The organism is Bacillus sp. PK6-013 (assembly GCF_054161445.1).
On the sequence record NZ_CP096417.1, the window covers coordinates 3,730,129 to 3,753,235 of the forward strand.

General features: G+C 46.9%; 21 protein-coding genes, 2 pseudogenes and 1 riboswitch. Of the genes and pseudogenes, 10 read left to right on the top strand and 13 right to left on the bottom strand.

The window, feature by feature from the left end:
• Positions 1-26 precede the first annotated feature (26 nt).
• The 9 genes and pseudogenes from M1E03_RS18860 to M1E03_RS18900 form a co-directional block, all read right to left on the bottom strand.
• On the bottom strand, positions 27-1,175 hold the full coding sequence (locus M1E03_RS18860; protein ID WP_023857877.1) for an acyl-CoA dehydrogenase family protein: 1,149 nt from the start codon (positions 1,173-1,175) through the stop codon (positions 27-29).
• A gap of 124 nt (positions 1,176-1,299) precedes the next feature.
• On the bottom strand, positions 1,300-1,638 hold the full coding sequence (locus M1E03_RS18865) for a hypothetical protein (protein ID WP_023857878.1): 339 nt from the start codon (positions 1,636-1,638) through the stop codon (positions 1,300-1,302).
• A gap of 121 nt (positions 1,639-1,759) precedes the next feature.
• The gene (locus M1E03_RS18870) at positions 1,760-2,527 is read right to left on the bottom strand and encodes an ABC transporter permease (protein WP_023857879.1); all 768 of its coding nucleotides are present in this window, start codon (positions 2,525-2,527) and stop codon (positions 1,760-1,762) included.
• Positions 2,520-3,446 carry an ABC transporter ATP-binding protein gene (locus M1E03_RS18875; RefSeq protein ID WP_023857880.1) on the bottom strand — a complete coding sequence of 309 codons (927 nt, stop codon included), beginning with the start codon at positions 3,444-3,446 and terminating at the stop codon, positions 2,520-2,522. Before M1E03_RS18875 ends, M1E03_RS18870 begins: the two co-directional genes overlap by 8 nt.
• 69 nt (positions 3,447-3,515) lie before the next feature.
• On the bottom strand, positions 3,516-4,760 hold the full coding sequence (locus M1E03_RS18880) for a dicarboxylate/amino acid:cation symporter (RefSeq protein WP_023857881.1): 1,245 nt from the start codon (positions 4,758-4,760) through the stop codon (positions 3,516-3,518).
• Between the two features lie 74 nt (positions 4,761-4,834).
• A riboswitch (cyclic di-AMP (ydaO/yuaA leader) is annotated at positions 4,835-4,976 on the bottom strand.
• A 71-nt stretch (positions 4,977-5,047) separates the two neighbouring features.
• Positions 5,048-6,088 carry an AI-2E family transporter gene (locus M1E03_RS18885; protein ID WP_023857882.1) on the bottom strand — a complete coding sequence of 347 codons (1,041 nt, stop codon included), beginning with the start codon at positions 6,086-6,088 and terminating at the stop codon, positions 5,048-5,050.
• A 222-nt stretch (positions 6,089-6,310) separates the two neighbouring features.
• Positions 6,311-6,751 (bottom strand): glucose starvation-inducible protein GsiB, encoded by a 441-nt coding sequence (gsiB, locus tag M1E03_RS18890; RefSeq protein WP_023857883.1) that lies wholly within the window; start codon positions 6,749-6,751, stop codon positions 6,311-6,313.
• 101 nt (positions 6,752-6,852) lie between these two features.
• Positions 6,853-7,206 carry a YdbC family protein gene (locus tag M1E03_RS18895; RefSeq protein ID WP_306419670.1) on the bottom strand — a complete coding sequence of 118 codons (354 nt, stop codon included), beginning with the start codon at positions 7,204-7,206 and terminating at the stop codon, positions 6,853-6,855.
• 6 nt (positions 7,207-7,212) lie between these two features.
• Positions 7,213-7,542: pseudogene (locus M1E03_RS18900) on the bottom strand (cupin domain-containing protein); the annotation flags it as partial.
• A gap of 128 nt (positions 7,543-7,670) precedes the next feature.
• Here M1E03_RS18900 and M1E03_RS18905 point away from each other — a divergent pair.
• Complete coding sequence (locus M1E03_RS18905; RefSeq protein WP_023857885.1) at positions 7,671-8,960, top strand: Na+/H+ antiporter NhaC family protein; 1,290 nt, start codon at positions 7,671-7,673, stop codon at positions 8,958-8,960.
• A 43-nt stretch (positions 8,961-9,003) separates the two neighbouring features.
• Here M1E03_RS18905 and M1E03_RS18910 read toward each other — a convergent pair whose 3' ends face one another.
• The gene (locus M1E03_RS18910; protein WP_161517536.1) at positions 9,004-9,825 is read right to left on the bottom strand and encodes an EcsC family protein; all 822 of its coding nucleotides are present in this window, start codon (positions 9,823-9,825) and stop codon (positions 9,004-9,006) included.
• Positions 9,826-9,943: 118 nt separating this feature from the next.
• Between M1E03_RS18910 and M1E03_RS18915 the strand changes: the two genes are divergently transcribed.
• The gene (locus M1E03_RS18915) at positions 9,944-10,390 is read left to right on the top strand and encodes a DUF2188 domain-containing protein (protein WP_020450238.1); all 447 of its coding nucleotides are present in this window, start codon (positions 9,944-9,946) and stop codon (positions 10,388-10,390) included.
• On the opposite strand, the gene M1E03_RS18920 is transcribed toward M1E03_RS18915, so the two are convergent.
• Positions 10,387-11,601 (bottom strand): macrolide family glycosyltransferase, encoded by a 1,215-nt coding sequence (locus tag M1E03_RS18920; protein ID WP_224146453.1) that lies wholly within the window; start codon positions 11,599-11,601, stop codon positions 10,387-10,389. The two genes, M1E03_RS18915 and M1E03_RS18920, sit on opposite strands and share 4 nt — an antisense overlap.
• A 306-nt stretch (positions 11,602-11,907) precedes the next feature.
• On the opposite strand from M1E03_RS18920, the gene aspA reads away from it, so the two are divergent.
• The 5 genes from aspA (at position 11,908) to M1E03_RS18945 (ending at position 16,075) form a co-directional block, all read left to right on the top strand.
• Complete coding sequence (gene aspA / locus M1E03_RS18925; protein WP_023857888.1) at positions 11,908-13,329, top strand: aspartate ammonia-lyase; 1,422 nt, start codon at positions 11,908-11,910, stop codon at positions 13,327-13,329.
• A 94-nt stretch (positions 13,330-13,423) separates the two neighbouring features.
• A complete protein-coding gene (locus M1E03_RS18930; RefSeq protein ID WP_020450235.1) occupies positions 13,424-13,684 on the top strand; it encodes a GlsB/YeaQ/YmgE family stress response membrane protein in 261 nt (86 codons plus the stop codon).
• Between the two features lie 182 nt (positions 13,685-13,866).
• A complete protein-coding gene (locus M1E03_RS18935; protein WP_020450234.1) occupies positions 13,867-15,147 on the top strand; it encodes an Nramp family divalent metal transporter in 1,281 nt (426 codons plus the stop codon).
• Between the two features lie 53 nt (positions 15,148-15,200).
• Complete coding sequence (locus M1E03_RS18940; protein ID WP_020450233.1) at positions 15,201-15,752, top strand: GNAT family N-acetyltransferase; 552 nt, start codon at positions 15,201-15,203, stop codon at positions 15,750-15,752.
• 71 nt (positions 15,753-15,823) lie between these two features.
• The gene (locus M1E03_RS18945; RefSeq protein WP_020450232.1) at positions 15,824-16,075 is read left to right on the top strand and encodes a hypothetical protein; all 252 of its coding nucleotides are present in this window, start codon (positions 15,824-15,826) and stop codon (positions 16,073-16,075) included.
• A gap of 119 nt (positions 16,076-16,194) precedes the next feature.
• On the opposite strand, the pseudogene M1E03_RS18950 reads toward M1E03_RS18945, so the two are convergent.
• Positions 16,195-16,800, bottom strand: a pseudogene (locus M1E03_RS18950) (lytic polysaccharide monooxygenase auxiliary activity family 9 protein); the annotation flags it as partial.
• A gap of 138 nt (positions 16,801-16,938) precedes the next feature.
• Positions 16,939-18,660 carry a pyruvate oxidase gene (locus M1E03_RS18955; RefSeq protein WP_020450230.1) on the bottom strand — a complete coding sequence of 574 codons (1,722 nt, stop codon included), beginning with the start codon at positions 18,658-18,660 and terminating at the stop codon, positions 16,939-16,941.
• A 996-nt stretch (positions 18,661-19,656) separates the two neighbouring features.
• On the opposite strand from M1E03_RS18955, the gene M1E03_RS18960 reads away from it, so the two are divergent.
• Genes M1E03_RS18960 through M1E03_RS18970 form a run of 3 tightly spaced genes read left to right on the top strand, consistent with a single transcriptional unit; the run spans position 19,657 to position 23,025 of the window.
• On the top strand, positions 19,657-20,046 hold the full coding sequence (locus tag M1E03_RS18960; protein ID WP_103750282.1) for a chorismate mutase family protein: 390 nt from the start codon (positions 19,657-19,659) through the stop codon (positions 20,044-20,046).
• A complete protein-coding gene (pabB, locus tag M1E03_RS18965; protein WP_105980727.1) occupies positions 20,015-22,111 on the top strand; it encodes an aminodeoxychorismate synthase component I in 2,097 nt (698 codons plus the stop codon). Before M1E03_RS18960 ends, pabB begins: the two co-directional genes overlap by 32 nt.
• Positions 22,108-23,025, top strand: a complete 918-nt coding sequence (locus M1E03_RS18970; protein ID WP_103750280.1) for a prephenate dehydrogenase dimerization domain-containing protein — start codon at positions 22,108-22,110, stop codon at positions 23,023-23,025. The genes pabB and M1E03_RS18970 overlap by 4 nt, the downstream gene beginning before the upstream one ends.
• The last annotated feature ends 82 nt before the right edge of the window (positions 23,026-23,107 follow it).

The following is a 23,107-nucleotide window of genomic DNA, read 5'->3' on the forward strand; positions in this document are numbered from 1 at the left end:
GCTCATTTTGAACGGCTTCTTTTTTACTATTCACTGAATGCAATGCCAGCAAGCTTGCCGATTGTCGCATCATCCATCGGCGGATTGTGGAGGCCCGCCCGGACATCGCGATAGAATCTTTGGAGCGGGTTCGTTCTCGCCAGGCTCTTCGCTCCGACGACTCTCATCGCCCTGTCTACGACAGCAATGGCCGTATTCGTTACTGTATGTTTAACCGCTCCAAGCTCACCTGTTAAAAAGGCGCGGCGCTCCGGGTCATCATAAAGCTCTGCGACATGATACATAAAGTGGCGGGCTTTCATGAGTTCCAAATCGATTTCGCCGATATGACGCTGAACAGCAGGCACTTCTTTAATCGGACCTTTCAAACTGTTCGGCTGATAGTCTTTTGCAAATTGGACGGCATAATCTCTCGCTGCTTGCGCGATACCTAGATAAACAGCCGGTATATGAAGCAGCCAGCCGTTGACTTTATCCGTTCTTTTACCCGCCAACAGCTCGACAAGCATGGATTCGTCGAGACGGACATCGGTCAGCACCAAATCGTGGCTTCCCGTACCCCTCATCGCCGCCATATCCCACGTTTCTTCTATTGCCAAGCCTTCCGCATCTTTATGGATCAAGAAAACGCCAATCGTTTGCTTCTCTTCAATCCAAGCGGTGACAAGAAAGTAGTCGAGAACCGGAGACATCGTTGTAAATGTTTTACGTCCGTTTACAATCCATCCGCCATTCTTTTTAACCGCATGGGTTCCGGGACGTCCTCCTCTTGTCGGGCTTCCCGTCTGCGCTTCACTTGCAGCTCTGTTGATCAGCGCGCCCTTTAATGCTTCCTGTGAAATCGATGAAAACACATGCCGGTCCCAGCTGTTTCCTTCCGCCAGTTCTCCCATCACGCTCAAGTGCCAGCCGATGCTGAGAGCTGTCGGTCCGTCTCCTTTGGCAAGCCGTTCCTGAAACAAAAGCATATCGTAGAGTGAAATGCCTTCTCCCCCGTATTCTTTTCCGACCGTCAGCGCTGTGTAGCCTGAATCCCGCAGCTTTTGAATATGTTCTGCGGGAAATTGGGCATGTTCGTCATAATACGCTGCTGTTTTCTCAAATTCATCCGCCAGTTTCCCGATTTTACCGAGCCATTCCTGCTGCCTTTCCGTTTTCACAAATATTGAACACACACCGGCATCCTCCTGACCAAATTCCGATAGATTTAATAAGTATTATAGTTCGTTCACGGCTTGTTGTGCAAATGATACCCTTGGCAAAACAAAAAAGCGCACCTTCAGCGAGGTGCGCTTTTGACTAAACGGCTTGACCGCCGCGACGGTCAACCTTCATACCGAGATAAATCAGCATGTAGGTTAAGTAGCCCATCGTGATCGTGAGACCGCCGAAGAAGAAATCGGAAAAAAGCGGTTCTTCATATGCGGCGATTCCGGCCAGCACGACCCAGCTTCCATAAAGATACGCCATAAAGAAGCGGACGCCGTTTTTCAATTTATATAACAGAAACAAACCTGCGAGCGAAAAGAGCCCGAGCGCAAGTCTAAAATAGACAAGATGATCGAAATTAAAGGCAAAAGAAACAAATGAAAATGACAACAGCAATACAATCGGCAATGCCGTAATAAATTTTTTCATGGATGTCTCATCCCCCATTCCCTTATCCTAAAATTATAATTTAGGATAGGAAATTCACACGGTAATTACGACATATTTCACAAAAATGTCATTCCTTTTGTCACACTTTAGACAAAATATTTTATACTTTCATATCGCGTTTACAAAAGGCCCACCACGCCGTTCCGAGAAAAAACACGAGATGGAGAAAGACGATGACGAGTGAAAACAAAGGCGTCATCCCGCTAAAAAGCGGCTTGGCCTCACCGGCGTATTGCGTTAAATCAGTATTAGCGAACAACAAAAATTTACCGAGCGGTTTTTCCAAATAAGACATGATCGTCACAAGCATTTTGGCGCCGTACAACACGACGATCGACACCATGATGCTGAGCGCGCTGCTTTTAAACAATGCAGAGCATAAAAACGCAAAGGAAACCATCATCCATACTTCAAACCACTGCGTACCGATCATTGTCACCGTATTGATAAAGAGCGGCTCCGCTTTTTCGTCGAGCTTCACGCCGAAAAAGAGCAGACCGAACAATAAAGAAAATCCGTAGTAAATGATAAAGAGCCAAATGCTTGCGAGCACGCTCGTCACGTATTTTGAAACAAGAATTTTTTCTCTTCTGACAGGGCGGATCAGCAAAAATTTAATCGTCTTTTTATCATATTCAAAAGATATAATTGAAGCCGCCACCACAATCGAAAGCCCCTGCAAGAGGATATTCAGGTTTGGGGTGAATGAAAAATAGCCGATAAAATGATCCTCTGTCCCGGCGCTCATCAGGATTCTTTTCGTTATGAGCGCGAGGAGAAATTGAAAGACTGCGATCAGCGCCAGCGATACAAATGTTACTTTTCGCTTCAGCAATTTAACATGCTCGTTTTGAATCAGTTTAAACATCAGTATTCCTCTCTTCCGTTCCATTCGTCCGCGCCATATATTCATCCTCGAGAGACTGCTTAAACGGAGCGATCGAATAGACGTCAATCTCATTGGCGACAAGCTGTTGATTTAAAGCAGGAATTTGCGCTTTCGCCACCTTTACGGCGAGGAGACCTTTTTCGGCGCGGGCTTCGTATCCCTGGTCTTTCAGCCACTGAAGCGCTTTGTCATAGGGCTGTACCTCCAGCATCGCCTTTTCCTGCTTTTCATCCGCATCATTGAGGACGACGGTTGATTTGATTTTCCCTTGTTGAAGAATGACGACCCGATCGCACAAATCTTCCACTTCCTTCAGCAAGTGGGTCGCAAACAGGATCGCCGTTCCTTCTTCTTCGGCAAGCTCACGCAAGTGTTCGCGGAAATCTTTCATTCCCGCCGGGTCCAATCCGTTTGTCGGCTCGTCCAAAATCAGCAGCTTCGGCCGGTGAAGAATCGCCTGGGCAATACCGAGGCGCTGTTTCATTCCGAGCGAGTATGTTTTGACCTTGTCTTCTGCGGCATCTTCTAGCCCGACCCTGCTGATCACTTCCGCCAGTCTATCCCGACCGATTCCAGCGTGCATATTTGCATAGTGTTTCAGATTTTCATAGCCTGTCAGATACGGATAAAATTCTGGATTTTCAACGATGGCTCCGACCGACCGGATCGCTTTTTCAAATTGGCGGTCAATCGGAAAGCCGTTTATGACAATTGATCCGCTCTTCATTTTAATTAACCCGGTAATCAATTTGATGAGGGTCGTTTTTCCTGATCCGTTCGGTCCAAGCAGGCCGATGATCTCCCCTTCATCCGCCGTTAAGCGGATATCCTTCAATATCGTTTTGCCGTCTATGATTTTATCAACATTTTCTATATGTAAAACAGGCTGCTTTGTCATAGCCCCCTCCTCTTTCCCAAAAAAATAAACAGTGCCGAAAAGGCACTGTTTGATTATATCATTTTTGAGTTACACGGACACTTCACTATGAGGGGCTTCGATTTTGCCGTGTTTCTTTTCCGTTTCGGTGACGATGACTGCGCATGCTGCATCACCTGTTGTATTGACAGCCGTCCGAATCATGTCCAGAAGTCGGTCAATTCCCAATATTAGCGCAATTCCTTCAACTGGAAGGCCAACTGTTTGAAGAACCATGGCGAGCATAATCAGTCCGACACCCGGAACACCCGCTGTTCCAATGCTGGCAAGCACTGCGGTGAGAACAACCATCAACAGCTGTGTCAGTGACAGGTCATTGCCGTACACCTGAGCGATAAAGACCGTCGCTACCCCTTGCATAATTGCCGTGCCATCCATGTTGATCGTAGCTCCAAGCGGCTGAACAAAGCTTGAGATCGGCTCTGGCACTTTCAGCTTTCTTTGAGCGACATCCATCGAAACCGGAAGCGTCGCGTTGCTGCTTGACGTACTGAAGGCAACAAGCATAACCTCTGAAAAATCTTTAAAGAATGTGAGCGGGTTCCGCTTTGCCAAAAACGCAATCGCTGAGCCGTATGTGACGATGGTGTGGATGAACAGCGCCAGAATGACGACGATCATATAAAGCCCCATTGCTTTAATGGCGTCCCAGCCTTGACTTCCGATTGCCCCGGCAATCAAGCCGAACGTACCGTACGGTGCGAACTTCATGACGAGATTGACGAGATACATCATTAGATCGTTACCTTGTTCAACCACTTTGAGAAGAGCGTCCGCTTTTTTGCCGAGCATCGTAATTCCGAGACCGACCAAAATGGAGAAAGCAATGATTTGCAGCATATTTCCTTCAGCCATTGCCTGAACCGGGTTTGTCGGAATGATATTCAAAAGCGTTTCGGCAATGCTTGGCGCTTTCTGTGCTGAATATTCCGCTGCGCTTGTATCATACGTTCCGATGGTTCCCGGTTTGATGACCAACGCTAAAATAAGTCCGATAATAATGGCAATTGCCGTTGTAACTAAAAAGAAAGAAATCGTTTTGGCACCGATTCTGCCCAGTTTCTTTGGATCTCCAAGTCCTGCTACCCCTAAAGTGAGAGAAAAGAAAACAATCGGTACAACGAGCATTTTAATTAAGTTGAGGAAGATCGTGCCGAGCGGCCCGAATAAAAATGTATTAAGCTTGCTAAATACATCCGGCGAAGTGACGTTCAGTATAATACCGACGGCTGCACCGAGTAATAGAGCGATAATAATTTTTGTTGCTAACTTCATATAACATATCTCCCCTTTCCAAAAAAAGCCCATGAGAGATCTCCCATGGGCTTTTACCATTAAAATTGGTTCCACATGACTCTCTTCACGTTGATGAGGTTAGCTGACGGGTTCGGACGAAGAGATGTCCGTCTTTCAGTTCGCACGGGAACAGAAAAATTCACCCCAAATGATCGGGTCCCCCACTCCTACTAAAGGATTAAACGTGTGGCGCTATTTCGTTATATAACAGTTATACCTGAAAATTCGAAATATGTAAACCAAATTTTCCGATTTACAAATATATGCTATTTTCGGGTGCCCGCTGTTCGGCTTTTCTCTTGACTTGTGACATCAAGGATATCAAGCAGGAAAACAAATATCGGAATACCGATAATTAAACCCCAAATCCCTATGAAATGTTCAGAAAAAATCAGCACGATAAACGTGAAGAAAATCGGCAGCTCCGTCTTGGCGGACATCAGTTTCGGATTGAGGAAATAGGCCTCTATCGCATGGACGATCATGATAACCAATACCAGTGATACGATATAAGCGATTCCGCCGATACTGTAGGCGATAATGCTTAACGGAATAAGGGAGAGCACAACACCTGCGACCGGAACCAGCCCGAGGAAAAACACCATGACGGCAAGGCCGAATAGCTGAGGAAAACCCATAATCGCGAGGGCAATGGTCGTCAATGCGCAATTGATGGAGGCGATAATAAACTGAGCCTCAAGCACCTTTCCGAACGTTCTCGTGAATTTTTTACCAAAGTAAGCAATTTCCTCGTAGAAAATAGCTATTTTGCTCGTCTTAAATTTATCCATTAAGCTCAAGACCTTGTCTTTTTCGATCAATAAGAACATGCTGAGAACCAATGACATAACCACCTGCAGGCCAAACGCGCTAATATCTGTGATATATGTATAGATAAAGTTAAGACCTTTTTCCAAATAGGATGTCAAATTGATATCGCCGAACATACCGGTGATCATATCGAGAAAAGGAATGCTGTCAGGGTGAGAAGCAATATACTTTCCTTGTTTGATCAGCTGCTGAATCTGGGTGACGATCACGGGGTAATAGACCACACCGCCGATCGAAAGCGCGATGGCAAGAGCCGCATACAAACAGGAAATAATCAGTCTCTGGCTGACTTTAATAAAGCGGTTTAAAAAACCGCGGATCACATTTTCCAGACGGTTCATCAAAAACGTAAAGATAAATGTGAGCAATATGAGATTCATCATGCTGCGGAACAGATATAAAACTCCCGCCAATACAACAAAAACTGAAAAACGCCTGACCCCAGGATGCTGAAAAAATTTAATCAACGCTGCCATTCGGTACACTCCCACCAGTACTTTAGTCCTTAACTTTTAGCATTCAAACTTTTATAATTACAATTTGATGCATCATCTGTAAATTATATAACAAAACAGACCGGAAATCTCTTCAGAAGATCAATAATTAATAATATTTTAATATGAGCGCTCGTGCGGCAGCGGCAGGCATCTTCCATAAAAAAGGAGGGGCTGATGTTCAGCCCCTCTCTTCACCGTACATTAACCGCTTCTTCTTTGGCGTCCGCCTTTTTCACCGTTTTCTTGATAGAACTCCTTGTCATGGTTTCGGCTTGTGGCTTCTCCGCCTTTTTGACCGATCTCCTGGTAGAATTCTTTGTCATGGTTTTTGCTTGTGGCTTCTCCGCCCTTTTCACCGATTTCCTGGTAGAATTCTTTATCATGGTTTCGGCTTGTGGCTTCTCCGCCTTTTTCACCGATTTCCTGGTAGAATTCTTTGTCATGATTACGGCTTGTGGCTTCCCCGCCTTTTTCGCCGATTTCCTGGTAGAATTCTTTGTCATGATTTTTGCTTGTGGCTTCTCCGCCTTTTTGACCGATCTCTTGGTAGAATTCTTTATCATGGTTTTGGCTTGTTTTTTCTCCGCCTTTTCTGCCTGCTTCTTCCCTGCTCATTTTGTTGTTGTCATTATTGTTTGCCATTTTCGATTCCTCCTTTTGAAGTGTTATGGTTTTTACATTCCACATTTCAAAAAGAGTAAACACAAATAGCACATTCACGAAAGAGTCCGGGAATCATGCAATCATCCGCTGCCTTTTACCGTCCATTCCGGTACCGGAGCCGGCGTATTGTTCTGCAGCGTCTTAGATATCTCGGCAGGCTCTTCAAACAGGGTAATGTTGATGGATTCGAACGTACCTTTCTGATTCGTTCTTTCATATATTGCATCATGATGATCGGCCATAAAGTTCAAATAATCGCGCTTTGATTTCCAAAGCACGAGGACAAGGGCTTCCGGCCCGTTTTCTGTTTCCATCCATCCGCCCCACTGTCTGATGAATCCGCTGACGTTTTGCAGCGGAGCCCATTTGGCCTGCGCCTCGCTGAATGCATGAAGCTGTTGTCCGGCTGGTTTGCACCGTATCAGCTTCAGCACATTCCCTTCCGCGAACGGGACGGTTTCCGCATTAGTTTTTTCTATACAAAGGTTAACCGACCTTACATCAGCGCGCGTCCGGTGAATGACGCCTTTCGGAATCAGCAGGGAATCGTTCGCTTTCAGGACTTCTGTGGGACGGTCCTGAAAGTCGATCAACAGCTCTCCTTCCAAAACAATAAACAGCTCATCTGAGCCGGGATGGAAATGCCATACGTATTCGCCCTCCAAAACAGCAATTCGCATACAATGGTCGTTCACTTCCGAAACGGAAAAATTGGCGTGCTTTTCTGTGACTTTCTTTGTCAATTCAAGAAGACTCGTTTTGCGATCCATCAGCTTCACTCCTCTTTCATTTGATTTTCTCCCGAACTTATTTTACCATTTGACTTTTGAGCGTTCGCCTTTTAAAGTGTTGGATATTGGTGAAAAAACGGTTTGAACCTATAGAAGAGGTGTACATCATGCAAAATCAAAACGGAAAAGCTTCAGGGCTTTTGCCGCTGTTTTTATTTGTTTGTTTATTCGTTGGATCAGGCTTGATCACAGGCGATTTTTACAGCCTGCCAATCGTGGCCGCGGCGCTTGCGGCATCGGTTGTCTCACTGGCGATGAACCGTAAGGAGAAGCTCAGCCAAAAGACGGAGTGGTTTGCGAAAGGCGCCGGACACCCCGATATTATGATCATGGTGATGATCTTTATTTTGGCCGGCGCGTTTTCATCAGCCGCAAAGGCGATGGGGGCCGTTGAATCAACCGTTAATCTTGCGCTTTCGTTTGTACCGGGGCAGTTTATGGTTGCCGGTTTATTTATCATCGCTGCGTTTATCTCTGTGTCGATGGGCACGTCAACCGGAACGATTGCTGCGCTCGCTCCGATCGCAGCAGGGATCAGCGCCGAAATCGGCGTTCCGGCGGCCTATTCGGTTGCTGCGGTTGTGGGGGGCGCGATGTTCGGTGATAACTTATCATTTATTTCCGATACGACCATTGCCGCTGTCCGCACACAAAAGACGAAAATGTCGGACAAGTTTAAAACGAATTTCCTGATCGTCCTGCCTGCCGCGGTTGCCACGGTCATCCTGCTGATGGTGTTTTCAGCCGGAGGGCATCCTGCCGCACAAGCCGGGACTTACAGCTGGGTAAAGGTGCTGCCGTATCTCGGTGTTCTGATATTCGCCCTTCTCGGATTTAATGTTATGGCCGTTATTTTCGGCGGCATCGTGTTAGCCGGAGTAATCGGTATTTCCGACGGCAGCCTGACGCTTCATACGTATTTAACCGCGATCACCGAAGGCATCGGCGGGATGTCCGAACTGATCATTTTATCGCTTCTGATTGGCGGAATGGCGGAAATGATGAAGCGAAACGGCGGGATCGCATTTCTCCTTCAATTTGTATCGCGGAGAATCCGTTCAAAAAAAGGAGCGGAAGCGGGCATTGCCGGCCTTGTCAGCGCGGCAAACCTGGCGACCGCCAACAATACGATTGCCATTATTACAGCGGGGCCGCTGGCAAAAGATTTATCCGACCGGTACGGAATCGACAATAGGAAATCGGCGAGCATCCTCGATATCTTTTCCTGTGTGGTACAAGGATTGATTCCTTACGGCGCGCAAATGCTGTCAGCTGCACAAATCGCGAAAATATCGCCTGTCAGCATTCTTCCTTATTCTTTTTATCCGATTTTGATCGGCGTCTGCGGCATATGCGCGATTATCTTCAGACTGCCTCGCTTTACGGAAAAAGCGTAACTCTATGAAAAAGGCTGCCATTATCGAAACGGCAGCCTTTTTATCACTCTGTTTCTGCGGCGTCCAGCTCCGCAAGCCTTTCCATGATCCTCCGTTTTTTATACATCATCATCCCTGTTTCGGCAACGCCGTTCACCATTGAACGGTTTGAGATTGCGCCAAAGAGGATGCCTGCGACGGGCACCATTTGAAACATCTTTTTCCATCCGAAAGAATCGCGGTATGTATAAACAACCTCCCGCCAGCCTTGAATTTGCGAAATCATATTTTCCCGTGAGCCTGACTGTAGATGGTATCGGCTGAGTTCCTGAATGATCGCCCTTTTCCCGACAATATCAGCGGCGCTGAGCTGCAGGCATTTAATAATGAACATCCGCTCCGTTTTTTCTTTAGGATCGTAGCCGTAAGACACCGCGATGTCCTGTAATGTCTTCAATGAAAGGCCGAGGATGGCGGGAATATCGACGGCAAGCGTGAATAAGCCGCCGACACCTGTTGTCGCTCCTTGGACAGCCGCGGTATTCGCCCTGTTTTTTCCGAGGTTTTCACACATTTGATCCATCACTTCCAAAGGAGCCCTTTGAATATCTTCGACCGTTTCGATCGTTTCATCCGGCAGCTTTTTTTGAAACTGGCGGATCAGATGTTTTTCGGACGTCAAATATTGGCCGCCGTTTTGAATAAAGCCGCCGATTTCGTCGAGCAAGAGACCGATTTTATCTTGAATGAATGCCGGTGTAAGCTTGTCCAGAACCTTGAACGGCAGCCGCCCGATCCTTTCCCAAAACCACGCTTTCTGCTGCTCTTTTTCCCATTTTTCAATTTTTTTCAGTTCGTTTTCCAAATCTGTTTTATCGTTGCGCACAGAAGGTTCGCCCTCTCAATCGTGTTTTTTTATAGTATACAATGATTCACTTTATGAATCCGTGTTTTTTAATCGGCAGCCGGAGGGTAAACCTTTATGTAAAAGGAGGAATGATCAAATGCCATGGTCAATGGAAGACTATCCCGCTTCATTGAAGCATTTGGACAAACCGGTAAAAAAGAAAGCCATTGAAATTGCGAATGCAATGGTAGACGAAGGATACGACGAAAGCCGGGCGATTCCGATCGCGACGAGTCAGGCGAAGGAATGGGCGGATAACAGGAGCAAAAGCGAACTCAAATCCTATGCGGAGGAAGCTGATGAAACGGTACGCGGTGACAGCGGTTCGAGCAGCAGGCCGGAGCTTGCGGAAAAGTGCGAGCATGTCATTAAACACGAAAAAGGCTGGGCAGTCAAAGCCGAAGACGCCAAGCGGGCCAGCGAAGTAAAGGATACAAAAGCAGAAGCCGTCGAACGGGCGAAAGAAATCGCCGAAAACAAAGGCACTGCCGTCATCGTCCATAAAAAAGACGGCAGTGTGGAGCGGAAGATCAGGATGAATTAACGGGGCGCTCCGTTTTTGGAGCGTCTTACTTTTTTCCCCGCCAACTCCAATACAGCATCAGCTGCTTTTTGATAGCCGCCGGCATCGCGGAGCGAGCGGCCGATTTTGGCGGCTCCGTCTTTATAGGAGCGGTTTTCAAGCATATCTTTAATCGTTTTTTGTAAAACAGCCGGAGAAAGTTCATTTTTATCAAGCTTGATCCCGGCCCCTGTCCGTTCCACCTGAGCTGCGACGAAAAACTGGTCAGCACCCATCGGAATGACGATGAGCGGCGTATCAAAATACAGGCCTTCATTTGTACTGTTCATGCCGCCGTGGGTGACAAATACATCGGCTTTTTTCAAAACCTCCAATTGCGGGATATACGGCCTCACGATAAAATGATCCGGTATGGTGCCGAGATCCGCGGGGTCCGTTGATTTCCCAACAGCCATAACCACCTTGCCGTCAAAGTCTTTCAACGCTTCGATACACATATGATACAGCTCTTTTTGCTGATTAAAGATCGTGCCCATCGAGATCACGATGACGGTTTCCCCCTCCAGCTCAGTGAACGGGAAGCTGCCTGGATCCTGTCTGCTCGTAATCGACGGCCCGACAAACAAATAGTCATTTCCAAATCGCTCGGCATGAGGCTGAAACTCCCTGGAGGTAAAGACAATCGTAATGTCCCCCGGACAGGAGAATACGTCAAACGGCTTGTCGAGACTGACGGGGTACCGCTCACTTAATTCGCCAAGGGATTGCTTCAATTTTTCAAAATACGGCGAGCTTTCAAGGTCGCCTTGCAGGGTAAACGTTTTTGCGAACGTCTCGTCCATTGCAAATGTCGTACATAACGAAACGCTCGGCAGCCCAAGCATTTCAGCAATGATTTTCCCCGCCAAAAAGTGATGGTCATATATCACATAATCATAAGACTCGTCCCTGACTTCCTGGCAGATGAGCTGAACGATCTCATCGACTTTACCTGACATATTGTATACCAACTCGGCAAAGTCCATCTTTTCTCTTTCTTTCCCGGGTGATAAAGCCTCTCTGAGATCCGGGTATAAACGGACTTCCGCCCCTGTTTTTTTAATTTTTTCAGCGTATTCCTCAACTGCATAATAGACGATGCTTTCTCCTCGTCTTTGCAGCTCCTTTGTGACGCCAAGAGAGGGATTGATGTGCCCCTCCCCCGGGAAATTGATCATCAGTACATGTCCCATCACAGCTCTTCCTTTCTCATACGAAAATTTATATAAGGAAATTTACTACAAAAAGACAAATGAAGTAAAGAAATTTAATTAAGTTAATAATACATAAACATAACTATATAACCATTTGTCTGTTTCTGCATATCTTTCCTTTAAATTTTTTTGCCATGCAAATGAGCGTATATTATTAGAGAAAACAGGCTCTTTATTACTTGACAGCCCCAATCAGAAGACGATTTTCCTTTTTTTAAAAGCAAATTAAAACACGGCCGATCGAGGCACAATACATCATAAGAAACAACCTACGGAGGTTTTGCCATGGATACGAAAGCAACCAGGATCGAAAAGGATTTTCTAGGCGAAAAAGAAGTTCCGGCTGACGCCTATTACGGCGTACAAACCATGAGGGCCGTGGAGAACTTTCCGATTACAGGCTACCGGATTGATGAAGAGCTGATTAAAGCTTTGGCAATGGTCAAAAAAGCGGCGGCTCTCGCCAATATGGATATTAAACGTTTATATAAAGAGCTCGGCGAAGTCATTGTAAAAGCGGCCGGCGAAATAGCGGAAGGGCTCTGGCACGATCATTTTATTGTCGACCCCATTCAAGGCGGCGCCGGCACTTCAATGAATATGAATACAAATGAAGTTATCGCAAACAGAGGTTTGGAGCTTTTAGGAAAAGAAAAAGGTGATTACTTCCATTTAAGCCCGAACACACATGTCAATATGGCCCAATCAACGAATGATGTGTTTCCGACAGCCATTCATCTGGCCACATTGAATCACTTAAGACAGCTTATATCGACGATGGAACATATGCTGGATGCCTTCCGCCAAAAAGCGGAGGAGTTCGATTCCGTTATCAAAATGGGCCGCACTCATCTTCAGGATGCCGTTCCGATCAGGCTCGGTCAGGAATTCGAAGCCTATTCCCGGGTCATCGAACGCGATATTCAGCGGATCAAGCAGTCTCAGCATCATCTCTATGAAGTCAATATGGGAGCAACCGCAGTCGGCACAGGTTTAAACGCTGATCCGAGATATATTCAAAGCGTTGTCGAACACCTATCAGATATCAGCGGCTATCAGCTGAAAGGCGCTGACCATCTTGTCGATGCCACACAAAACACGGATGCCTACACAGAAGTATCGGCTGCATTGAAAGTCGGCATGATGAACATGTCCAAAATCGCCAACGATTTGCGTTTAATGGCGTCAGGCCCGAGGGCAGGGCTTGCCGAGATCCGGCTGCCCCCCCGCCAGCCCGGCTCCTCCATCATGCCCGGCAAGGTGAATCCGGTGATGCCTGAACTGATGAACCAGATCGCATTTCAGGTGATCGGCAACGATCATACCATCTGCCTTGCATCAGAGGCGGGGCAGCTTGAGTTAAACGTGATGGAGCCCGTACTCGTCTTTAATTTGCTGCAGTCGATTAAAATCATGAACAACGGATTTCGCGTATTTACCGATTACTGCATCACCGGGATTGAAGCGAATGAGATCAGGCTGAAAGAATTCGTCGAAAAAAGCGTAGGAACGATTACGGCCGTCAATCCGCACCTCGGCTATGAAGCTGCCGCACGAATTGCAAAAGAAGCGATCGCCACAGGACAATCCGTGCGCGAGCTGTGTTTGCTCCATGATGTTTTGACAGAGGAAGAATTGGATCTCATTCTGGACCCGTATGAAATGACACACCCGGGCATCGCAGGCGCTTCGCTTCTCGAGGATTAGCCATCCGTCTTTCTCAATATGCTTTCAAGCGTTTATAGACGCCCGAGACGGGCTAAACATGTAATATAAATCAATTGAAAGAGGTGGAAAGACAATGTTAGGATTTCTCGTTTCTTTAATCGTAGCCATTGTCATCGGTTTAATAGGAGGCGCAATCGGAGGCCACGGTGCACCAGGAGGTATTATCGGCTCCATGGTTGTCGGCTTTATCGGAGCCTGGATCGGCCACGGGCTGCTTGGAACGTGGGGGCCTGATATTGCGGGATTCGCCATCTTTCCGGCGATAATCGGAGCCGCAATTCTCGTCTTCATTTTAAACCTAATCTTCCGCGGGAGAATGGGTTCTCAGGCATAATATCCGGCCAGCATCGCCCAAAAGCGGTGCTGGTTTTTTGTTTGGGCGAAACCGTTCGCGCATATACTATAACATCTTATGGTTGACAATTGATCATCGTGGGCATATGATGATGATATAATTTTTGCACTAAGGAAACTTTTATGTACAAGGAAAAACAACTGAGAATCTAGGTGAATCAAATGGTCAGTCACGATTTGTCCAAACACTCGCAAATATCAAAAGAAGCTCAAGATGCACTGGACGGAAAAAGCAAAGGCTTCAAAAGGCTGCTCCCTTTTTTGGGTCCGGCGTTTATCGCGGCTATAGCTTATATTGATCCCGGCAATTTCGCCACAAATATCGCGGCTGGTTCGAAATACGGCTACTTGCTTTTATGGGTGATTCTTTTTTCAAATATTATGGCTTTGCTGATTCAGTCGCTGTCTGCCAAGCTCGGAATTGCAACGGGTAAAAATCTGCCCGAAGTCGCCAGGGAAGAATTCCCTAAACCGGTCTCCATCGGCTTGTGGATTCAGGGAGAGCTTGTCGTGATCGCGACCGACTTGGCTGAATTTATCGGAGCTGCTCTCGGTCTCTACTTGCTGTTCGGCATACCGATGCTTGAAGCATCGATTATTGCAGCCGCCGGATCTTTCGCGATTTTGGAACTGCAAAGGCGCGGCGTCAGGCCGCTAGAAGCGGCGATAACAGGAATGCTGTTCATCGTCGTGATCGCTTTTGCCTTTCAAACCTTTTTTGCAAAACCTGATATCGGTTCGGTTTTGGAGGGCATGTTTGTTCCCCGCTTCGATGGTGCAGACAGCATCCTGCTGGCGGCGGGAATCTTGGGAGCGACCGTGATGCCGCATGCCATCTATCTCCATTCCGCTCTCACCCAGCGGAGAGTGATCGGAAAAACGGAAGCGGAAAAGAAGAAGATATTCCGGTTTGAGTTCATCGACATTTTAATCGCCATGCTGATTGCCGGAGCAATCAATGCGAGCATGCTGATCGTCGCCGCTGCACTGTTTTATAAGAACGGCATTTTTGTCGAAGACCTTGATGTGGCCTTCAGCCACTTCAGCAGCATGGTCAGTCCGCTTTCCGCCGTACTGTTCGGCGTCGGCCTGTTAATCGCCGGTTTATCAAGTTCGTCTGTCGGAACGCTTTCAGGAGATATTATCATGCAGGGCTTCATTAATTTCAGGATTCCGCTTTATCTAAGACGGTTCATTACGATGTTGCCGCCTATCGCTATTATTGCTTCAGGGGTAAATCCGACAACCGCTCTTGTCTTGAGCCAGGTCGTCCTGTCATTCGGGATCGCCTTTGCCCTTATCCCGCTTATCTTATTTACGAGCAATAAACGCATTATGGGGAGCCTGAAAAATGCGAAGTGGATAACAGCCGTCTCCTGGCTGATCGCCGCCTTAATCGTCGCCCTTAATATTTTCTTGATTTACGATACATTTTCTGGTTAAAGCCGACCTTGGTCGGCTTTTTTATATTATACTGAAGAAAAGGGGGATTCTGGATGTTTAAATTAATGGTGCGTGATGATCTTTATTTAAAAATGCTCGAACCAAAAGATGCCAAAGCAGTTTATATGCAGATCCAGCAGTCTAAAGATGTGTTGCGGAAATGGCTGTTTTGGGTGGACGGCACAAAGCAGCTGGAGGATACCGAAGCTTTTATCGAAGAATGCATGAAACAGGCCGCTGCGAACAACGGGTTTCAAGCGGGAATATGGCATCAAGGCCATTTTGCCGGAATCATCGGACTCCATTATATCAATTGGATCAACCGTACGACTTCGATCGGCTATTGGCTGGGGGAGCCTTTTCAAGGAAAAGGGCTGATGACTGATGCCTGCCGGGCGCTGATCGACACGCTTTTCAGCGAATACGATTTAAACAGAATTGAAATTAGAGCCGCTGTTCAAAACGTAAAAAGCCAGGCTATTCCGGAAAGGCTCGGCTTCACGAAAGAAGGCTGCCTCAGGCAATGCGAGTGGCTCCACGACCACTTCGCCGACCATTTCGTATACGGGCTCCTGAAGGAGGAATACCTCGCCCGCAGCAAATGAGTCCGGGATTTGTCACACGCATTTTACACTGCAATCTGGTATGATAGATAAAAAAATATGGAGTTTTGATTATGAAAGTATTTATACTGTTTTACCTATGGATTGTCCCGCTCGTCATCGGGCTGATATTTTTCCGGGTGACCCAGCGGACAAGCTTTAAAAAAAGGTTTTATCCAGGCTATATCATGATCGGTCTTGCTGCGGCTGTATTTGCCGTCTGTTACCTGATCGGACAGCCTTACCTCGGGAATTTCTTCGGCGGCACAATGCTGTTCGGCACCCTGCTGCCGTTCATGGCTGCCGCCATGAAGAAAAAGAAATAACGAATACCAAAAACCCCGGCTTTCCCAAAACATGCCGGGGTTTTTGATTACTTATTTTCTCTGTTTGCACCAAAACCCGCTGATTCACAAATCGGTTTTCAGACGACTGGGCTTTATTTGTTCACTAGATCAACGTCGATCACCTGATAGAAAGCGTTTTCAGTATCAGCCACATCCCAAACGGCCAATATCACATGATACCCGGAGCGGTCTTCTGGAATGTAAATTTGGTGAGATAAATGGCGGGATGCAGGGGAACCATCATGCGGAACGGTTCCAATCCGTTCGAAATCTGCACGCTTTAGCGGTTTGTCAGGATCCCAGCCTTTTTTGGTGATATAGTAGTGCCATTGGCTGGTGTTGTGGGGGGCGGTATATGTCCAGGTAAAGGTGTGTTCTCCGCCGGTCATGATATGTTTAAACCAGCGATTTTCCGACTGCTGATCAAGAATCCCGCCGAACAGTCCGCCCGCGGATGCTATTTGTCCGTCTGCCGGGCCGTCATGCGGAAACCCTTTTTTCGCTTCCAGGCTTTGCGGCTCATACATCACGCTTCCGCAGTTCAGATTGAGAAGTCCGTAAGCCTCACTGCACAGAGCCGCTCTGCTCCCTGGTTTTTCGACAAAACCATGAGCGAAGGCGTGCTGAGGAATGATTGACATCAACAGCAATCCGGCTGATAGTATGAAAGCTGTACTGAAGGTACTTTTCTTAAAATAATCCACGTTTCAATCCCCTCTCTTTTTATTGTGTTGAGACGGGTTTTGATGCAAAAAGAAAAAACGCGGATATCCCAATACTATCCATCAAATTTTAACATCTGAACATGATAAAGCCAAGGGACGATCTCCCTTGGCATCATACTAAAAAATCCTTTTTAAACTTTTTTTCAGCGGCGGCAAGTCGAGCTCTTTTTTCTCAACCAGTTTTTTGATCATATATTTGCTGTAGTTGACAGCTTGTGTATAAGATATTTTTCCCGGAAGCGGCGGTTCATCTGCTATTGCCACATCGATAATCGACGGCTTTTGTGATTGAAAGGCATTTTTCAAAGCCGGAATGAGCTCTTCGTGCTTTGTCACGCTGAAGCCCTTCCCGCCGCAGGCCTCGGCAAACTTGGCATAATCGACGTTTTCAAGCGCTGTTGCATAATTAACATGCCCTTTTTCCTGCTGTTCATATTGAATCATTCCCAAGTTCTGATTATTTAAAATCACGACAACAATGGGCAGGTCATATTTGACAGCAGTCGGAAAATCGTGCATGGACATGCTGAAGCCGCCGTCTCCGCACACGGCTACAGCTTGGCGCTCCGGATTGGAAAGCTTTGCGGAAATCGCGCCTGGAAGACCGCATCCCATCGTGCCAAGCCAGCTTGAAATCAGAAAATCCTGATTGGTCATATTAAAATGGCGCGCCGTCCAAACCGTCACATTTCCGACGTCAACAGACAGGACCGCATCATCGGCGACTGCGTCCTCAAGCCTTGCAATCACCTGCTGAGGCTTGAGCGGTTCTGTCGCCACCTGTTCGTCTTTTTCAATTTCATAGCGCCACTTCCTCATATGTTGTATACAGCTTTCCAAAAATGCGCGGTTCGATTTCCGTTCAATGGTTTTCGTCAGTTCCATAAGCCCTTTTTTCGCATCGCAGACAAGGCCGGCGGTGACAGGATACCGTTTGCCGATTTTCGCCGGGTTGTTATCAAGCTGAATAGCCGGCGCATCTTCCGGAAGATAATCGCGGTACGGAAAAGAAGTCCCCAGCATGATCAACAGATCGCTTTCCTCCATCGCTTCATATGCGGGTTTTGTACCGATGTGTCCGAGATTCCCGAGCATGTGCGGGTGCCGATCGGGTACGACTCCTTTCCCGGGGAGCGTAACGATGATCGGTGCGGCCGCTTTATCGGCAAACTCGAGCAGCTCATCTCTTGCCGATTTCATTCCCTTTCCGGCTAAAATCACCGGCTTTTTCGCATGATTAATCAATTGTGCACACTGCATCAGCTGGCTTTGCTTCGGTTGAAGATCGCCTTCAATATAAAGCGCAGACGTATAAACCGGCTTCCGCTTAATCTTTTCCGCAAACAGATCATCGGATACGCTCAGTACGGCGACCCCTTTTTGGCTGTAGGCGGTACGGATCGCCTGATTTAAAAGGTCAGGCAGGGCTTCGGCCGAATGAACCTGCTGATTAAAGACAGCCACATCCTCAAACATTCGTTCAAGACCGATCTCCTGAAAGTAATCTCTTCCGATTTCATTCGAAGACACCTGCCCTGTAATCGCCAGCACAGGCGCCCCGTCAGCTTTCGCGTCATACAATCCGTTCAGCAGATGAACGGCACCCGGGCCCGCTATCGAAAGGCAGACGCCGATTTTGCCTGTCAGCTTCGCATCAGCTGCGGCAGCGAGAGCAGCGGTTTCTTCATGGCGTACTTGAATGAAGCGGAGGCTGTTTTCTTCATGCCGCAATTCATCGATAAATTCGTTGACGCTGTCCCCCGGCATGCCGTAAACATGATCAATATTCCATTCCTTCAGCAGTTCTGCAGCTACTTTTCCTGCGGTTTTGTTTGCCATATCACGTCCTCCTTTGTTTCTTCCATACCACTTTTTCGCTGCCGGGAAACGTGATCCGGCATGCTGACGAAAGTGAAGGAAACCACGACAGCGGCTGTTTCATGCTTTGTGTTCCCAGCCGTACTCATCTCGCATAAAGATCTCTCCGCCACACTGCTGAACTTGAAGCCATGCCCGGTAAATCCGGCGGCACCTATCCTAAGCACCACTCCATGTATACATGATCAAATCTACTAAAAGGCTGCCGCTCATTTTGATATGCCCCAGCGAAGTTAGACAATAAAATGTCATGAAGCGGTTAGACTGGCATGAGTCCGGAATTGTATGGCACTCATGCCTTTTCATTTGGTCTTCATCCTTTAGAGCAATTGCGGCGCAGTTCATTCACACAAGTGTTGAAACTTTTTTTAATATTTAAATTGTTATAATTTAGGTTCAGAGTTATAATTTAACAGAAATAAACCGAATTTGCATAGCATCGATGAAAGTTAAGATTGTTAAATCCTTCGTCAAACACAGGGGTGGTCGTGGCGGCAACTATTATAATCTGCTTTTGTAAAATTTTTAGCATTTGATACTGGATTGTTTATCCAATCATCCTGATCTGTTGGGTCAGCAGTGCTCGTACGTATGTGAATCCACCTGTCATGCGGCATTGTATCAAGGTTACTCCATTTTAGAAGGACAACCTGGTCTATTCTATTAATGCAGATACCACGACAATTTCAATCCGCTTGTTAAGTCTCCTCGGCACGTTAGGTATTCATAATGCTGCAGATTATCAGTTTCAAGTGCTGTGGAAGCCATCTGTCTTCGAGATTCGGTTGTTGCGATCTGAAGGTAATTTCACTGAAACTATAGTCGAAACACTCAAATCTTCTTATCTTATTAACCGTATACTTCATAGTCTAAGTTTCGGGTGAAAAGGAGAGACGCGGATCGTCAAGGTAAAGTCCCTCTCTTTTATCAAAAGAATTTAGAATTGGAGGCATTTACATGTTATCAGAAATAGAAAAGGGGCTTGAGGGCCTGCGTGTAAAACTTGATCGTATTGATGAACAACTGTTGGATACATTGAAAGATCGTTTAGAATGCTGCATTAAGATTGGATTATACAAACGCGAGTATAATATTCCGATGATGCAGCCGCACCGAATTAACTTTGTCCAGGAACGGGCAGCTCGATACGCTGACGAGAATGGTTTAAGTCAAGAGTTTTTGCGTAACCTTTATGAGCTCATTATTTCTGAAACGTGCAGGGTTGAGGATATCGTAATTGACCATTCAGAAAATCGGAGACAGGACATTTCTTCAAGCCTGGCCGGCCAAAAAAGAAAAAGGGAGGAATTGTTTAATGGGGGCAGGGATACAAACACTTCTAATTGACAACTATGATTCATTTACTTACAACCTGTATCAATTGATCGGCGAAGTAAATGGCCGACCGCCAATAGTTGTCCGTAATGATGTGGACTGGTCACAAGTGCCGATTGATGAGATTGACAACATCGTGATCTCCCCAGGCCCCGGTCGACCGGAACGGGTTGAGGACTTTGGTATTAATGCAACTATTATTCAAGAAGCTAAGCTGCCAGTCCTCGGAGTCTGTCTTGGACATCAAGGCATAGCTCATTTGTTTGGCGGGAAGGTGAACCACGCTTCTGAGCCTATGCATGGACGAACATCAGTCATTCACCATTCAGGGGTTGATATCTTTGACGGGCTTCCTCCTGAGTTCTCTGTCGTACGCTATCACTCCCTTGTCGTTACTGATCTGGGTGATGATGTGGAAGCAATTGCGTGGACAAAAGATGAGTTGATTATGGGGCTTCGACACCGCAATCTGCCGATTTGGGGTGTGCAATTCCACCCCGAGTCAATCTGCAGTCATTATGGGCACGAGTTGCTTGCCAACTTTAGAGACCTGACTCCGAAGCGCACTGAACGATCCAGACCGTCTCCCAAATTAAAGGAGCCTTCCCATTCTAAAAGCGATTTCTACCGGATTCATTTTCGAAAATTATTGGGATTTCCTGACGCTCAGTTAAGTTACCAGACACTATTTGCTGATGCACCTCATGGATTCTGGCTTGACAGCAGCAGTGTCATCGAAGGCTTGTCACGATTTTCCTATCTTGGCGATGGTGCGGGAGAGAATGCTGAATATTTGACCTATAGAGTAGCAGAGGGTGTTGTAAAAGTACAACGTTCGGGTCAAGAGACGGAGTTCATTCAACAGTCATTTTATGATTATCTTGATGAGCAAATCCGCCGTCGGGCAACATCTACTCCGGAAGGCCTTCCCTTTGACTTCAATCTCGGCTATGTGGGCTACATTGGCTATGAGCTAAAAGCTGAAACTTGCGGGAGCAGCCGGTATCAATCTGAGATTCCTGATGCAGCCCTGCTTTTCGTTGACCGCATGCTTGTTTTTGATCATCTTGAACAGGAAGCCTATCTGTTGTGTCTTTCGACTGGGGATGAGGATAAGCAAGCACTCAACTGGCTAAATACGGCAGAGCGAATCTTGAATGACATTCCTGCTGCAGCAAACGATTCGGACAAGGATTCAGTCCTTACATCCGTGCCAGACCACAATATCCCAATCGAGTTTCGGCATAACCGGCCTTCTTATCTTCAACTGATCAACAATTGCTTAGAAGAAATCCGCAATGGTGAATCCTATGAGATATGTTTGACTAATTCCGCAACTGTTTATACCCCTATAGATCCTTGGATTACGTATACGCATCTGAGAAGAATCAGTCCGGTTCCCTATGGGGCATTTTTAAACTTTGCGGATGCAGCAGTACTAAGTGCCTCTCCGGAACGGTTCCTCTCAATCGGTGCTGATCGTATCGTTGAGTCCAAACCGATCAAGGGTACCCGGATGAGAGGCAGGACTTCTGCTGAAGATCACCAATTACGAAATGAGTTGCTAAGTGATGAAAAAGATCTCGCAGAGAACTTAATGATCGTTGACTTAGTCAGAAATGACCTTAACACTGTTTGTGAAATAGGATCTGTTCATGTACCTAAGCTTTTCGATGTAGAAACATATGCACCAGTTCACCAGTTGATCTCGACGATTCGCGGCACTATACGTCCGGACAAATCAACGGTTGATTGCGTCCGCGCTGCTTTTCCAGGCGGTTCGATGACCGGTGCTCCGAAAATTCGGACGATGGAAATCATAGACCGACTCGAGAAGGGCCCCCGCGGTGTCTACTCGGGCAGCCTCGGCTGGTTTGGACTGAGTGGAGCTGCGGATCTTAGTATTGTTATCCGCACAGTTGTTGTGACCGATGACAAGGCGACTTTTGGTGTCGGAGGAGCGATCGTAGCATTGTCAGATCCAGAAGAGGAATTCAAAGAAACTCAGGTTAAAGCGCGAGCTATGGTCTCAGCTATCGCAGCAGCGGAAGTCTCTGCAGTGGGAGGTTCAAGATGAGTCAGGAAATAAGGCAGTGTGTGATTGCGGGAGGAGCCGGCGGCGTTGGCGGGATGTTTGCAGACCTTCTTGAAGAATCGGGTGTTGAAGTATGTATTATCGATATGAATCCTCCTTCCGTTCGTCGACAATTCATGAAATGTGACATCACTGTTCCGACTCCACAGGCCAAAGATAAGATCCAAAAGGCCGACATGGTGATGCTCGCTTTACCAGAGACCGCGGCTCTTCAAGCAGTAAAAGTTGTCGGGGCGTTAATGAAGCCTGATTCTCTCTTGGCGCACACTCTTTCTGTACAATCACCCATATTTAACAAAATACACGCTTTGGGTTTGCCTTTCGAAAGCATAGGTCTTAACCCTATGTTTGCTCCCAGCCTTAGTATCGTGGGTAGACCGGTAGCTGTCATCGTTCAAAACGATGGGCCTAAAGGAAGTCATTTGATTCAGATGATTTTAGATTGGAAAGGTCGTCCGGTGCTATTAGAAGCTGAGGAGCATGATCAATTGGCCGCGGCTTTGCAGGCACTCACTCATGCAGCGATACTCACCTTTGGATTGGCGCTCGCAGAATTAGATGTTGACATTGCAAAACTTGGTTCTCTTGCACCCCCTCCGCATGCAACTATGCTTGCGCTACTGGCACGGATTAGTTCTGGAACACCGGATGTGTATTGGGACGTCCAATCCGTGAACCACCAAGCAACGACGGCTCGTGCTGCACTGGCTGAAGCAGTTGCATCGTTGAATGAATCGGTGAGGGATCAGTCCGTATTCACCGAACTGATGCGTAAATCCCGAGAGGTATTTGGATCTGAAATAGCCCATTACCAAGATCTCTGTACTAGTATCTTTGAAGGTCCAATCGCACCAAAGGAGGGAAAGCACAGCCAAACCAATCCCCCGGTTAATTGAATTTTATAAACAACTGATTCCTTTGAACAGCTTTCCGGGACAAATAGAAGTATGAAAATGTCGTGTAGATTCGCGACTTTTC